Genomic DNA, 14,472 nt, shown 5'->3' with positions numbered 1-14,472 from the left:
TGAAATCCTGCCGACCAGACAATGTCGGTTTCACGTGAAACACTGGGCTCGCCGAGTCGGGTGGGGCGCAGAGCGGCCAAACGATCGGGAATACCACCCGCTGATTGAGAGACTTGAAAGGTGACGGATGTCCGACCACGAGACCCCGATCTTCGCCGCCGCAAGGCAGGCGAGCGAGGTGCTCCGCGGGGACGCGCCTGCGTTGCCGCGCCCGACCGAGACCAGGATCATCACCATCGCCAACCAGAAGGGCGGCGTCGGTAAGACCACCTCGACCGTCAATCTCGCGGCCGCTCTCGCGATGCGTGGCCTGGGGGTGCTGGTGATCGATATGGATCCTCAGGGCAACGCGAGCACGGCTTTGGCCGTAGATCACCGTGAGGGAACGCCGTCCAGCTACGAGCTCCTCATGTGGGAACAGGCTGCGGAGGACTTGATGCAGAAGAGCCCCCACGCGGAGCGACTCTTCTGCATTCCCGCCACGATAGATCTGGCGGGCTCGGAGATCGAGCTCGTCGGTCTCGATTACCGTGAGCGTCGGCTTGCCGAGGTCCTGGACAAGGACGACCTGGCGTCCCTGGGGATCGACTACGTCTTCATCGACTGCCCCCCGTCACTCGGATTGTTGACCGTCAACGCCATGGTGGCCGCCCACGAGGTGCTGATTCCTATTCAGTGTGAGTACTACGCGCTCGAGGGCGTCGGTCAGTTGCTTCGGAACGTCGAGCTGATTCAGCAGCACCTCAACCCGAGCCTCGACATTTCCACCATCATGCTGACGATGTACGACGGCCGCACCAAGCTCGCGGAGCAGGTTGCCGGTGAGGTTCGAAACCACTTCGGAGACCGCGTTCTCAAGACCGTGATCCCACGAAGCGTCAAGGTGTCGGAGGCCCCGGGCTTCGGAATGACCATCCTCCAGTACGACGCCGGCTCACGTGGAGCGCTCGCGTACCTCGACGCGGCGCGAGAGCTCAATGGTCGGGATCCACGATTCGGGGGCGACGAGGATCAGACACCGGACGCCGACCCTGACCGGGACGCTACGGTCGCTTCGGCGAGCGACGGCGAGAGCAACGTGGAGGATGGCCGATGAGTCAGCAGCGTAAGGGCGGACTGGGCCGTGGTCTTGCCGCGCTCATCCCCACCGGCCCGGACGAAGGCCCCCGACTCGGGGACGACGCAGCGGACCTCATTCTCGGACCGCGGTCCGGTGGTCCGCGCACCACTCCCCCGCGTCCGCGTTCTGCAGGCGGGTCTCCTGGTCGTGGGGAGTCCCGGGCGAAGACAGGCCAGCGGGGCTCTGCCACCGATGCCGGGACCGAGTCGAGCGTTTCACGTGAAACAGCGGATCTCGTCGACCCGGGTGCGGTGTACCGAGAGATCTCTCCCGCAGCCATTGAGCCGAACCCCAAGCAGCCGCGCACCTACTTTGACGAGGAGGCGCTCGCCGAGCTGTCCCACTCGGTCAAGGAGTTCGGGCTGCTACAGCCGATCGTCGTCCGTGAACTGGGCGACGATCGCTATCAGCTCATCATGGGTGAGCGACGTTGGCGAGCGAGCCAGTGGGCTGAACTCCCCACCATCCCCGCTATCGTCCGCCAGACCGAGGACGAAGATCTCCTCCGGGATGCACTTCTCGAGAACATCCACCGGGTGCAGCTCAACCCGCTCGAAGAGGCGGCGGCGTATCAGCAGCTGCTCGACGAGTTCAAGGTGACGCAGTCCGAGCTCGCTTCGAGGATCGGCCGGTCGCGTCCCGCGATCACGAACAGCATCCGGCTCCTGCAACTCCCCACCGCCGTGCAGCGTCGCGTCGCAGCCGGGGTCCTCTCTGCCGGCCACGCGCGTGCCCTTCTGGGGCTCGAGGCCGGAGCCGCAGCGCAGGATGAGCTGGCGGCTCGTATCGTGGCCGAGGGGCTCTCTGTCCGGGCCACCGAAGAGATCGTCACGATCGCCAACCGCGAGGGCGACAGCTCGGAGAAGAAGCCCCGTCCGGAGCCCCGGGGTCATCAGCGGAATCCGGAGCTGGAGGCCGTCGCCGGCCGGCTCTCGGACCGCTTCGAGACCACGGTCTCCGTCTCGATGGGTCGCCGGAAGGGGCGGATCACGATCGACGTGGGCGACACCGATGATCTCGAGCGCGTCCTCGGACTACTCGAGGGTGGGTCGGCCGGAACCTCGCGATGATCTCCCTCCGCACACTCAGTCTCTCCGCAGTGGACCAACTCGGGCCGAGGAGCCGACGCTGTGTCTACTGGCAGACCGACGGGCTCGACGCCACCGCGACGCCCGGCGATCCGCAGTTCGAGAAGGAGGCATGGATCTCCCATGTCAGTCTCGAATGGGGGGCGTGCGGACAGATCGCGAGCGAGGAGGACCATGCGGCAGGCGCCGTCTTCTACGCGCCGCCGGGCATGGTGCCCCGCGCGGCCTGCTTCCCCACTGGGCCCGTAGGCGCCGATGCCATTCTCCTGGCCGGAATGACAGTCGAGTCCGGAGCGCCCGCGGGTGCTCTCACCGCCCTGCTGGATTCCGTCGTGGTGGACCTACGCAGTCGCGGAATCAAGGCGATCGAGGCCTTCGGGGTCACGAACGAGAACCCGGACCCGGAAGCGTCACGTGACGGGTGCGGCGCAGACGCATGCGTTCCACCCGCGAGCTTCCTGGTGGAGCACGGGTTCACCGTGGTCGCCGACCACGAGACGTACCCCCGACTGCGCCTGGACATCGACAGTGAGCATCAGTGGAAGGCCGACGTCGAGCACGCGTTGGACAAGCTCTTCGCCGAACGCGGAATCGTCACCCGAGAGCTCGGAGTCCTCTCCGGTGCCTCGGCGATGATCCGGAGCCGCTGAGGGCCGCACAGAGAAGCGGCAGGACGCCGGGGTAGCCCGGGCACCGATCCGCGCGCTCACGCCCGGAGCGAGCCAATCCGGCCTGTTATGCGCGAGCCGGCCCGGGCGGCTATACGCGTGGCAATCCGGGTTCCGGGTGATGAAGAGCCGGCAGGCGAGGTGAACAGGAGCGGATCAGCCCTGGAGATCGGGACCGGCCGGAACGAGCGAGCAGGAGCCGGTCAGCCCCGCTGGCCCTGCTCGTAGTTGATGAGGTCGTCGACGGACATCGACCCGGTCGTGTGATCGTCCTCGTCGAGGAGGTACAGGCGCTTGACGCCCACCAGGATCGAGTCAATGATCGTGTCCTGCGCGGCCCGGTCCCCGAGAATCTCCAGGTCGCCGGCGCTGTTGGCGTAGCCGAGGTAGATCTGCACTGACGGCATGCGGGTCATCCTCAGCAGTTGCCAGCTCCGGCCGTGCGTGCGGCAGTCCCGCAGGCTTGTCCGGCTCACGATCTCCCGCTGCACGAAACCCGACAGTGCCTCACCGAGCATCGACTCGGAGCCGAGTGAGTTACCGAAGTAGAACGTGGCCACGCCGTTGCCGACGGGATTCGGGTGCCGGTCCAGGCGCAGCGAGATGATGAGATCCGCGTTGAAGGCGTTGGCGATCTCGGCGCGCTCGGGATCGGTGGGGATCATCGCCTCGGGGCGGGAGAGGAACACCTCGACGCCCGCCTGGTTCATCCGCTCCGACAGCCGCTGGGTGATGTCCCACAGCAGTTCCGCGTCGGTGATGGTCCCGTAGGGGGTGTCGATCCGGATCGGGTTCTCCGAACCGCTCGGGCCGGGGTCCAGGACGATGCGCTTGCCGGCGAGCATGGGGCCGGAGGACCGTGCCCGCTCCTTCTCCACGAGCGATGCCACGTCGCCGCCCTTGAACAGGGTGGAGAAACGTCCGAGGGTGTCGAGGGTCTCGACCTCGACGACGCCGTCCGCGGACAGCCCACAGTCCCGCTGGAAGTCGGTGACAGCCCCATGGGTGAGGGCACCGAAGGTGCCGTCGACGAGCCCGGCGTAGAACCCGAGCTCACCGAGCCGCCGCTGGAGCTGGGCGACGTCGTCCCCGGCCATCGGCTTGGAGACGATGTAGCTGAGATCGCGGGTGCCCAGGACGTAGCTGGCGTCGGCGAGTGCGGCCTGGGTGGCGGGGCCGACGATTCCGTCGGAGATGAGGCCCCGGGCCTGCTGGAAGGCCAGGACCGCGGCCTCCAGGTCGGCGTCGAACACGGCGTCCGTGCGGGCGAGGACGGAGCCGGCCTCGGGCTCGGTCAGGCCGACGGATTCGATGTTGTGCAGCAGTCCCATGCCCGCGAGCGTGGCCCGGATAGCGGCCACCTCGGGCCCGCGGTCACCACGTCGCCACGCCATGGGGGTCCTCCTGCACGTCTACTGATGGGTACCAGGACGAACCTACCGGTTCAGGCGCCCGGATGCCGGGGCCGCACCGGTCGGGTGGGGACACCCGGCCGATGCGGCCCCGAAGTGCTCGCAGACGCGAAAGACGCGCTGATCAGCTACCGAGAACGTCCCCGAGCTCGGTGCGCAGAGCGGACTTGGACTTGGCGCCCGTGATGCGCTTCACGACCTCGCCTCCGGAGAAGAGCAGCATCGCCGGGATGGCGGTGATCTGATACTCGGCGGCCAGTTCCTGGTTGGCCTCGACGTCCACCTTGGCCACCGTCAGCTTGTCGGCCTCGGCCCCGGCGAGCTCGTCCAGAACCGGCGCCATCATGGTGCACGGGCGGCACCAGGTCGCCCAGAAGTCCACCAGCACGGGCTTGGAGCCGCTGGCGGTGAGCACGGAGTCGGCGAAGTCCGTCTCGGTCACGTCGACGATGTTCGGGGTGGCGGCCATGGTGGTGGTCCTTTCGGGGATGCGGTGGGTGGTCAGGCCTGCTCGGCGAGCCAGCGCTCGGCGTCGATGGACGCGGAGCAGCCGGAGCCGGCTGCGGTGATCGCCTGGCGGTAGCGGTGGTCGACGAGGTCGCCACACGCGAAGACGCCGGGGATGGAGGTGACGGTGGTCTCGCCGGTGAGGACGTAGCCGTCCTGGTCGATCTCGACCTGGTCGCGGACCAGTTCGGAGCGCGGATCGTGACCAATGGCCACGAACATGGCGGCGGTCTCCAGCTCACGGGTCTCGCCGGTCACGGTGTCGCGGAGTCGCAGCTTCTCGACCGAGCCGTTCTGGCCCGCGATGACCTCGTCGACGGCCGCGTTGAGGATGAAGTCGATCTTCTCGTTCTCGCGGGCGCGTTCGAGCATGATCTTGGAGGCGCGGAACTCCTCGCGGCGGTGGACGATCGTCACCGACGAGCCGAACTTGGTGAGGAAGGTGGCCTCCTCCATCGCGGAGTCTCCGCCACCGACCACGACGATCGGCTTGTCGCGGAAGAAGAAGCCGTCACACGTGGCGCAGGAACTGACGCCGCGCCCGAGGTACTCCTGCTCCCCCGGGATGCCGAGGTAGCGGGCGGCGGCGCCCATCGCGAGGATCACGGAGCGGGTGCGGTACTCGTCCTCGCCCACGCGCACGATCTTGACGTCACCGGCCAGGTCCATGCCGGTCACGTCCTCCATGCGCAGGTCGGCGCCGAACCTCTCGGCCTGCTCGCGCATCTGCATCATGAGGTCGGGGCCCATCATGCCCTCGGCGAAACCGGGGAAGTTCTCGACGTCCGTCGTGGTCATGAGCGCGCCACCGAACTGCGAACCCTCGAACACCAGCGGCTTGAGCTCGGCGCGCGCGGAGTAGATGGCGGCGGTGTAGCCGGCCGGGCCGGATCCGACGATGATCACGTCGTGGATGGTCTCGCTCATTGCTTCTTCTGACTCCTTCGGGGCGGCGGTCGGGCGCACGGTGATCAGACGGTCGGAGTCGGAATCACCGCGTCTGAACTCCACCCGGCATAACACCCGGCGCGTTCGGCTTGTTCCCGCCGGGGGTGGCGGCGGCGGTGCCTCGCGCTCAGCGCGTGACCGCGACACCCTCGAGGAGCACGCTGAGCTTGGCGCGCCCCCGCGAGCAGCGGCTCTTGACGGTGCCTGGGGGGACGTTGAGGAGATGGCTGGCCTCGGCGACGGAGCACCGCAGCATGTCGACGACGACGACGGCGTCGCGCTGATCGCCCGGCAACGCGGAGAGTGCCTCGGCCACGATGATCGCGTAGGCCGGATCCTGATGGAAGTGGTCGCGCAGGGAGACCTGCTCGTGCAGTGCCGGCGTGAGCTGGCTGTGGGTGCGCAGCCGCTGGGCCCGCATCTTGTCCAGGCAGGCGTTGACGACGATCCGGTACAGCCAGCCCTGCACCGGGCAGGCGTGCCGGAACGAGTCGGCGCGGCGATAGGCCGAGACGAGCGCCTCCTGCAGTGCCTCCGCGGCGTCATCGCGGTTGAAGGACGTCCGGATCGCCAGCCGCCACAGGTAGTCGTAGTGTCGGCGGACGAGGGCGGAGAACGCGTCCGGGTCGCCGGTGACGTGGGCGTCCAGCAACTCGGCGTCGGTCAGCGGGGAGTCGGCGGCCAGTGGGGTGCGGGTGGTGCGCACACCAGGGGCGACGACGGCACCAGTGTTCACGGGCGTCACGATATTCCGCCCCCGCGGCGTATGGGGAGGTCACGTTCCCGCCGCCGGTCAGCCCAGCACGTCGACCTCGGTGACGGCGGCCTGGTACGCCTGCGGTCCCACGGCCCCGAGTCGGGTGATCCACAGGAGCAGGTATTCGGTCTCGTCGGCGTCCTCGATGGTCACGGTCGCCTTCCCGTCCTCGACCCGGCCGGAGCCCAGGCGCGTGGTGTCGTCGAGGGAGGTGGGCGAGGCGCTCTCGGCGGCCCGGATCTCGAAGCGGATGTCCTCGTCGGCGGAGATCTCGAGCTCCCGCACCTTCTCGGCGCTGTCGAGCGTGAACATCAGGCCGATGCCCGCCTTGTACGACGACGCCGAGTTGCCGAACTGGTTGCGGTAGGTGTCGGTCGACCACGAGGTCGAGGGGTTGCCGTCGATCACGTTCGGGGCGCTCGACGAGTTCTCCGCGGTGCCGTTGGATGACGCCGGCTGCCACGAGGTGACGGTCGTGACCGGGAGGGGACTCAGGGATGCCTCGTCCTGCTTCTCGGCGCTGTCGGCCCCGGAGCCACCGGTCCCCTCGTCCTCGGCGGGCGGCGCCGCGGCCTCGGAGGAACGGCTGGCCTGAGCGGCGCGTTCGATCGCGTCGAGTTGCTGCGAGAGCGGCGTGTTGTTCCGGTCGTTGCCGAGGGCGCCGAGCATCCAGACCGACAGCAGCACGATGGCCACCACGGCCACCGCGCCGGCACCGGCCATGATCTGCCAGCGGCGTCGCAGCACATCCGGATCCGGCTCGTCGGCCGTGTCGGACCAGGACCGCTCAGAGGTGTCCGCGGGGAAACCCAGGTCCGGATCCTGCGGCGAGGAGGATCCGGCCCCCGGGGGGTAGGACGACGACGACGAGGCCGCCGCCGCGTCCCCGCCCACTCCCCCGGCACCCGCCGAGGACCCGGGGTACGCGCCCGCGGACCCTCCGGACGCGGATGCGGATGTGGCGGCCGGCGTCGTCGCCCCGGCGTGGCCCCCGAGGCCCGCGGCGCGCGCACCGGCCGCGACACCAGTGACACCCGCGACACTCGCGACTCCGGCGACACCTGCGGCCCCGGCGGCCGCGGAGCGGTGGGCCCGAACCGGCCCGCCGGTGCGGTCGGTGACCATCGACCGCACGGTGGCCGCCGAGCTCACCGCCGACCCGTCGAGCGAGCGCATGGCCAGCACCGCCGACTCGGGCGGCACATCCGGGTTGACGACTGTCGGGTCGACGAGCTCGTCGTCGTCGTCCCGTGGGGCGGCCTCCGGCCGACCGTCGACGTGCTCGTGCCCGTCGGTGCCCTCCGGAAGTTCCACGGGCCACGCCCCGGTGAGCAGTGCGTACAGCACGGCGCCCAATCCGCGTACGTCGCTGCGTGCGTCGACGTCGGCGGTCACGCCGGGGAAGGCCAGGACGGCGCGCCCGTCCTCGGTGAGGCGCACCCGGTCCGGGGAGTCCAGGCCCAGGGCCAGGTTCGCCTCCTCGGTGTGCGTCGCGGCATCGGACAGCCCCCACACCGCGCCGACGGCGGAGCCGGGGTCAGGGTTCGCGACGGCGGCGGCCAGGCTCGTGCCGGGGATCCACTCGGTCACCACGATGCCCCCGGCGCGGCCGCGGATCACGTCGAGCACCCGCGAGAGACCATCGGAGTAGACGGCGGTCAGCGCGACCGTCCGGTCCAGCACACCGGTCGCCGAGCCCGGCGGGGTCTCCCCCGGCAGCGGATCGACGAACGTCAGGGCGACCGTCCGGCCCAGGCGCTTGTCCCGCGCCTTCCAGAACGACTGACCGGCCACCCCGCCGTGGCGCTCCAGCAGCTCGTAGCGGCCGCCCGCGACGAGCCCCCCGACCGTCAGTCGCGGCGGGGTGGGGACGTCGCCGCGCGTGCCGCGCGCCGGACCCTCTGTGTTCTCGCCCACCCGGAGCCCTCCTCGCCTGGCGTGGCCGCCCGCCCGCCGCTACCGCTTATGACGTCCCGAGTGTACGTACCGCCCGGCCCCCTAATCGACTATCGCCGCAGACGTCCCACCAGTCCGCGCACGATGGGGGCGACGGTGTCGAGCTCGGGAAGTCGGGAGCGGGACAGGATCAGTCCGGTCACGACCAGAGTCACCACGCCGGCCACCCCCGCGCGGATCACGAAGCCGATGCTGCCCATCGCGTCGGTGAGGGCGTCCATCGGCAGTATCCGGTCGACCAGGAGCGCCACCAGGGCACCGGCGATCGAGGCGCCCAGCGTCCAGGCCGCCGAGCGCAGGGTCTCGCGGCCCCGCAGCGGGCCCAGGCCGCGGCGCAGCAGGATGTAGCCCGCCGCCGCGCCCACGACCCAGCCGATGCCGTTGGCCAGGGCCAGACCGACCACGACGTGCGAGCGCTCGTCGGCCACCATCGGCACGATCAACGACAGCACCACGCGTACGACGGTGATCGCCAGGATCATGATCGTGGGCGTCCAGTAGTCCTCGCGGGCGTAGAACACGCGTTGCTGCAGCAGGACCACCGCGTACGGGATGAGGGTGAACGCGCCGAAGGCCAGGGTGAGGCCGAGGATGTCGGCACTCTGGGAGTCGAAGTTGCCGTAGCGGAACAAACCGGTGGCGACGACGGGACCGAACGCGGTCATGAACGCGATGATCGGCAGCAGACCGAACATGGACAGGCGGGTGCCGAGGGAGATGTCCCGGACCACCGCGTCGTCGCGGCCGGCCACGCCGTTGTCCGCGAGCCGCGGGTTGATCGCGGTGAGCAGGGTGACGCCGATGATCCCGTACGGCACCTGCAGCAGGAGCCAGTAGGTCTGATAGATAGCGATGGCGGCCTCGTCCGCGGCCGCCCCGATGCGGTTGGTCATGACCAGACCGACCTGCGAGACGAGCACGTACGTCACGCCGGCCAGGGCGTGCCCGCCGAACTGCTTCATGCGGGGGTCCAGGCCCCACTGGGGACGCAGGTCGACACCCGCGCGGCGCAGGGCGGGGACGAGCACCAGGGCCTGGATGACCACACCGAGGGTGGTGCCCAGACCGAGTAGCAGGATGGGCCCACTGAGCAGGTTCACCGGTGCGTTCGCGTCGATGCCGGTGCCGACCACGGCGAACAGGGCGAGCGTGGCGATGGCCACGAGGTTGTTCCACACCGGCGCCCACGCCCCGGGCTTGAACACGCCGTTGTAGTTGAGGACCGCGAGCATCACGGAGAACACGCCGTAGAAGAAGATCTGCGGCAGCAGCAGGAAGGCGAACGCGGTGGCGAGGGAGGTGTTGACCTCGCCGTCGCCGAGGTTCAGTTCGGTGAGCAGCGGCGCGCACGCCACCGCGATCACCGTCACCACCAGCGCCAACACCGACGTGACGGTGAGTAGTCGTCTGATGAACGACACTCCCCCGTCCGGGTCCTCCTGGGCGGATCTGGCCAGCAGCGGCATGAACATGGCGGTGAGCACGGAGCCCAGGACGAGCTCGGTGATCATGTTCGGAAGCGTGTTGGCGGTGTTGAACGCCGAGGCGATGGCCGGGCCGAGCACCGTCAGGATGAGGATCATCCGCACGAAGCCGGTGACGCGGCTGGCGAGGTTGGCCACGGCCATCGAGCCGGTGGACCGCATCAGGGAGGCGTCGGAGGAGTCGCGTGTCCGACGGCCGATCCCGCCGCCGGGGGGCTCGGAGGGATCCGCGGCCTCGCGGGCCGGGGCCATTCGTTGCGCCGAGAAGGCGTCCGGGGAGAACGAGTCGGCGACGGGCGGCGGGGCCAGGGGGCGCGAAGGCACCACACTGCTGCCCGCCTCGCGCCGCCGGCCCCGGAGGCCGGGGTCGGGTCTGCGCAGTCCGGGCTCGGGGGGACCCTGCTCGTCGTTCACGGTCGGTGCCCTTCATCCGCGGGATCGAGGATCCCCCGACGGTAGCGCAGGTACCGACGGCCTCCGAGGACGAGGGCGAGCGTCGCCGCGGCGAGGGCGAACCCCTGGGCCACCGGGTAGCCGCCGGTCTGCACGGACAGCTCCACCGGCTGCGACAGCGGCCGGCCGTCGGGGGTGGTGAGGGCGAAGGACACGGCGCGGCGGGCGCCACCGCCGGCATCGGACTGGGTGGGCGCCTGGAGGGTCCGCGACCCGGCGGCCGGCAGCTGGACCGTGCCCACGGGGTCCACGTGCAGGTCCTCCGGCGCGGCGACGTCGACATCGACTCGCACCGGGAACGGCAGTCCGTTGCGGATCACCAGCAGCAGCGGGCTGTTGGGGCTGGCCATGGTGAACACGCTGCCCGGCGGCAGCAGGTCCACGCGGGCGAGCGAGGCGTCGATGGTGTCGCGCAGCCGGTCGAGCCGGTTCACGATACGCAGCCGCGCGGCGGAGCCGGTCCCGGATTCGACGGTCACACCGTCTCCCCCGGCCCGCCGACCCGTCGCCGAGATCGCGCGCAGGGCGTCGCCCAGGAGGGGGTCGAGGTGGTCGGCGGCACCCGACGAGGTGGGATCCGAGGTGTCGACCAGCGAGCGCAGCGTGCCGATCCCGTCGAGCGCCGCGGCCAGCCGCTGCGCGGTCGATCCGCCCGGGTCCTGGGCGAACGGGTCCACCTCGCCGGGGTCCGTGGCGCCGGTCGGGTCCGGGGCCAGCGAGCCGTCCGGCACGGTGACGGGGCCGCTCAGCCGGTCGGACAGTGGCGTCGCGCGCATGCGGCCCGCGCTGAGTTGCTCGCCGAGCGTCTCCAGCAGTGAGCCGGCGGAATCGCGGTCGATCGACCACACCTGCGGCGGCACCGCCAGCACCCCCTGCTCGACCGCCTCGGCGGCGGGGGTACCGGGGACGAACGTCGTCGGCTCGGAGGTGTCCGACGCATCCTCACCGGCTGCCGGGGCGGCCCCGGCGGCGTCGGCCAGTGTCCCGGCGGGGCTCGCGGCGGAGTCCCCCGCGGACCCGGCGTCGCTCGGGGTGGCATCGGCCACGTCCACAAGCGGCGCCAACAGGCTGGCGCGAGCGTCCTGCAGGCGGGCCTGCGCGGAGTCGGCGGTCAGCCAGTACCGCGTGGTGGGATCCGAGTAGCGGGGGTTCTCCGGCACCTCGCCGGTCGCGGCCAGCGCCGAACCGACGGTGTCCGAGTACGTCAACGCCCGCTGTCCGGGCGTCCCGGCCAGGCTGACCATCCCCGGCGGCGGGATCAGCCCGGTGTCGGTGCGGGTCGAAGCCGCTGCCACGATCGCGGTGGACCCCTGGCCCGTCAGCGCGGTGGCCGCCCCCGGCGTGAGGGTTCCCGAGGCCGGGACCACGACGTTCGACAGGGGCTCTACCCCGATGATCCGTTCGATCACCTCCCCGCGGTCGAGAGCGGCCCGGGTCAGCTCGGGCGAGCCGACCTGCGCCACGGTCTCGAGATCGGCCTGCGCGGTGGGCAGCGCCACCACGCAGCCGCCGTCCGCGAGCGCCCGCAGCTCGTCGAGCCAGCGCCCGGCGTCGGCGGCGACGGTTCCGGGATCAGCCGGGGTCGAGGGGCGGCGCTCGCCCTCCCTGCCGGAGCGGGACCGCTCCTCCTCGGGCACGACGGGTCCGTTGCCGTCGTCGATCAGTACCGTCCGCCCGTCCGCGATCTGCGACACGGTGCCCACCAGGTCCGGGTCCACCGCCAGGCAGGTCGCGCGCCGGAGCTCCTGGCCGCCCGGCCCGGAGAACGCCTCGTCGGCCGCCCGGACCAGACCCGTGAGCCGGCCCGTGTCGGACAGCTCGTCGAGTAGCGAACCGTTGGTGAGCATCACCACCGGGTCCGGCCCGTCCGCCCCCGGCACCGCGGCGATCCGGGTCGGTGCCGAGGCCAGCGGCCAGAGGAGGGTCAGCGGGACCGACGCGGGGGCCGGTCCGGGAGTCACCGCGGGTGGGGCGGGGGCGATCTCGTCGTCGTCGTCGACCCCTGACAGCCCCGAGGGACGTGGGGCCTCGAGCACCGGGAGGAGGGTGCGGGCGTCGTCGAGGCGCGCCGGGGCGGCGCCCTGCGGTGTGCCGTTGAGATTGACGAGAAGCGGATAGACGCCCGGCTCCGTGAGCTGCAGATCGGGGTCTGTTCCGCCCGGGACGGCACTGGCCGGCATGGACAGGGAGAACGGCACCGACTCCCCCGGGGCCAGCGACTCCGACACCCGCTCGAACTCGCCACGCACCCCGAACGACGGCTCGGACCACACGAGCGCATCGCGCGCCGCCGACGCGTCGGTGGCGCGGGGGCCACGCTGGAGCCGCACGTCCACGGCCTCGAGAGGAGTGTCACCGACATTGGTCACCGTGCCGGACACCGTCACCACCGGCACGCCGGATTCCGTGCCGGCCGCCATGCCGCCGCCGGAGGTGTTGCCGGCCAGCACGCGCGGGGTGATCTCGTCGATCGCGATGCGCGCGAACGCGGGGGCCGGGTTGGGGATGTAGCCCGCGGCCGTCGCCTGTTCCGGGGTGATCGCCTGCGCGGAGGGGATCGGCGACACGCCCCACAGGGGCGCCGCGGCCAGGGCGGCGCTGAGCGTCACCGGGACGAGCGCCCGGACGACGCGCGCTCCCGGACTGCGGGTCACGGCGTCGACTCCTCCGGCGCGTCGTCGCGGGAGGCGGACGGTCGGGGCACCCGGGGGTGCGGCTTACCGCGGCGCCCGCCGCCGCCACCGCCACCGCCGTCGTGCCGGGCGTTGTTGCGGTTGTTCTGGGCGCCGGCGGGACTGCCGTGGCCGCGTCCGGAGTGCCGCACCGGCTCGGGTCCGTCGGCGCGACGCGACGGATCGACCACCTGCGCGGCCCCGGCCCCGGGGTTCCGCCCGGCGAGTTCGGCGCGGGCGAGGTCCGGCAGCAGCGTCCGCGCGGTCTCCACCAGGCGACGCTCGTCCGGGTAGGCCAGCCGCCGCGGCAGATCCTCGAACGGCACCCACGCGACCTCGGTGATCTCCGGGTCCTCGTCGCACAGCTCGCCGTGGTCGAACCGGATGAGGTGGTGGTGGACCGTCTTGTGGATGCGGCGGCCCTCGGCCACGAACCAGTAGTCGATCGTGCCGAGCGGAGCCAGGACCGTTCCGTCAACGCCCGTCTCCTCGAGCACCTCGCGCCGGGCAGTCTCCGCCACGGTCTCGTCCGGCTCGATATGCCCCTTGGGCATCGACCACAGCATGCGGCCGCGCCGGTCGAGCCGACCGATGAGCGCGACCTCCAGCAGCGACAGATCCGGATCGGGCTCGACGCCCCCGGCCCGCGCGAGGCCGCGCACGACGAGGCCGCCGGCCGAGGTCTCCAGGACCGTGCGCAGGCGCTGGCCGCTGCGCGGGTGCCGCCCTCCCCCACGCCCGCCGCGGGGATTCTTGCCGGTGTTCTTACCACCGGGCTTGGCGCCGGCCTTGGCGCCGGAGCGCGCGGGCGGACCCGACCGGGTGGTGCTGGCGGAGGCGGCTTGGGCTGAGCCCGAGCCCGAGCCAGCCTTGGGCCGGTTGGAGTTGCGGGGGTGCCGGCCGCTCTGGCGGGAGGTCGCGCCCGCGGTGCCGTCGCCGGATTTCACCGTGTGGGTACTGTCGCCACCCTGCTGCTTCTGGGTGTCGAGCGGGCGGTTCTGGCCGCGGCCACCGCGACGGCCCCGACCGCCGCGCCGACGCCGCCGCCCCTGTCGTGGCTGTCCGTCCGCGCCCGCGCCGGACGAGGCGCCCCTGCCGGACTGGCCGGACTGGCCGCCCTTGCCCGGCTGGTCACCCTTGCCGGACTGCTGCGCGGAACCGCCGGAGGAGTTCTGTGCGGACGGGTTCTTCTTCTCGCCCTGGTGCGGACGCTGGCCCCCGCCGCCCGAACCGGAGCCGCGATCGGTGCGCTGAACTGCGGAATTACCGCCGCCCGTTCCCGGACCTGCGGGCCGACGGGCACGGCGCCGCCGCGACGCGTTGGCACGCGGTTCGGAGGGATGATCGGCTTCGGACACCCATCGATGCTACCGGCCACGGTCTGAGGTTCGGCAATCCCGGCCGGTG

General features: G+C 71.3%; 11 protein-coding genes. 3 read left to right on the top strand and 8 right to left on the bottom strand.

Features of this window, described 5'->3' with window-relative positions; genetic code table 11:
- The first annotated feature begins 127 nt into the window (after window positions 1–127).
- The 3 genes from ACWIFB_RS08875 to ACWIFB_RS08865 are packed head-to-tail and all read left to right on the top strand — an operon-like array spanning window position 128 to window position 2,858.
- Window positions 128–1,096, top strand: coding sequence for a ParA family protein (locus tag ACWIFB_RS08875; RefSeq protein ID WP_452098303.1), 969 nt, complete (start codon window positions 128–130; stop codon window positions 1,094–1,096).
- Window positions 1,093–2,190: a ParB/RepB/Spo0J family partition protein gene (locus ACWIFB_RS08870; RefSeq protein WP_454058030.1), complete on the top strand. Its 1,098-nt coding sequence runs from the start codon at window positions 1,093–1,095 to the stop codon at window positions 2,188–2,190. The genes ACWIFB_RS08875 and ACWIFB_RS08870 overlap by 4 nt, the downstream gene beginning before the upstream one ends.
- Window positions 2,187–2,858, top strand: a complete 672-nt coding sequence (locus ACWIFB_RS08865) for a hypothetical protein (RefSeq protein WP_452098301.1) — start codon at window positions 2,187–2,189, stop codon at window positions 2,856–2,858. The genes ACWIFB_RS08870 and ACWIFB_RS08865 overlap by 4 nt, the downstream gene beginning before the upstream one ends.
- Before the next feature lie 221 nt (window positions 2,859–3,079).
- On the opposite strand, the gene ACWIFB_RS08860 is transcribed toward ACWIFB_RS08865, so the two are convergent.
- The 8 genes from ACWIFB_RS08860 to ACWIFB_RS08825 all read right to left on the bottom strand — a co-directional run bounded on the left by ACWIFB_RS08860 (window position 3,080) and on the right by ACWIFB_RS08825 (window position 14,423).
- Window positions 3,080–4,270, bottom strand: a complete 1,191-nt coding sequence (locus tag ACWIFB_RS08860) for a peptidoglycan-binding protein (RefSeq protein WP_454058029.1) — start codon at window positions 4,268–4,270, stop codon at window positions 3,080–3,082.
- Between the two features lie 142 nt (window positions 4,271–4,412).
- Entirely contained in the window at window positions 4,413–4,757 is a 345-nt protein-coding gene (trxA, locus tag ACWIFB_RS08855) for a thioredoxin (RefSeq protein ID WP_454058028.1), read from the bottom strand.
- Window positions 4,758–4,789: 32 nt separating this feature from the next.
- Window positions 4,790–5,722: a thioredoxin-disulfide reductase gene (trxB, locus tag ACWIFB_RS08850; RefSeq protein ID WP_230929668.1), complete on the bottom strand. Its 933-nt coding sequence runs from the start codon at window positions 5,720–5,722 to the stop codon at window positions 4,790–4,792.
- A gap of 148 nt (window positions 5,723–5,870) precedes the next feature.
- Entirely contained in the window at window positions 5,871–6,488 is a 618-nt protein-coding gene (gene sigM, locus ACWIFB_RS08845) for an RNA polymerase sigma factor SigM (protein ID WP_454058027.1), read from the bottom strand.
- A 48-nt stretch (window positions 6,489–6,536) separates the two neighbouring features.
- Window positions 6,537–8,417 (bottom strand): protein kinase family protein, encoded by a 1,881-nt coding sequence (locus tag ACWIFB_RS08840; protein WP_454058026.1) that lies wholly within the window; start codon window positions 8,415–8,417, stop codon window positions 6,537–6,539.
- Window positions 8,418–8,506: 89 nt separating this feature from the next.
- Entirely contained in the window at window positions 8,507–10,354 is a 1,848-nt protein-coding gene (gene murJ / locus ACWIFB_RS08835) for a murein biosynthesis integral membrane protein MurJ (protein WP_454058025.1), read from the bottom strand.
- Window positions 10,351–13,047: a hypothetical protein gene (locus ACWIFB_RS08830; RefSeq protein ID WP_454058024.1), complete on the bottom strand. Its 2,697-nt coding sequence runs from the start codon at window positions 13,045–13,047 to the stop codon at window positions 10,351–10,353. Before ACWIFB_RS08830 ends, murJ begins: the two co-directional genes overlap by 4 nt.
- The gene (locus tag ACWIFB_RS08825; protein ID WP_454058023.1) at window positions 13,044–14,423 is read right to left on the bottom strand and encodes an NUDIX hydrolase; all 1,380 of its coding nucleotides are present in this window, start codon (window positions 14,421–14,423) and stop codon (window positions 13,044–13,046) included. Before ACWIFB_RS08825 ends, ACWIFB_RS08830 begins: the two co-directional genes overlap by 4 nt.
- Window positions 14,424–14,472 lie beyond the last annotated feature (49 nt).

It is taken from the genome of Dietzia sp. NPDC055340 (assembly GCF_053645335.1).
The sequence above is the reverse complement of the archived record's forward strand: the minus strand, read 5'-3'. Positions and strand labels throughout refer to the sequence as shown.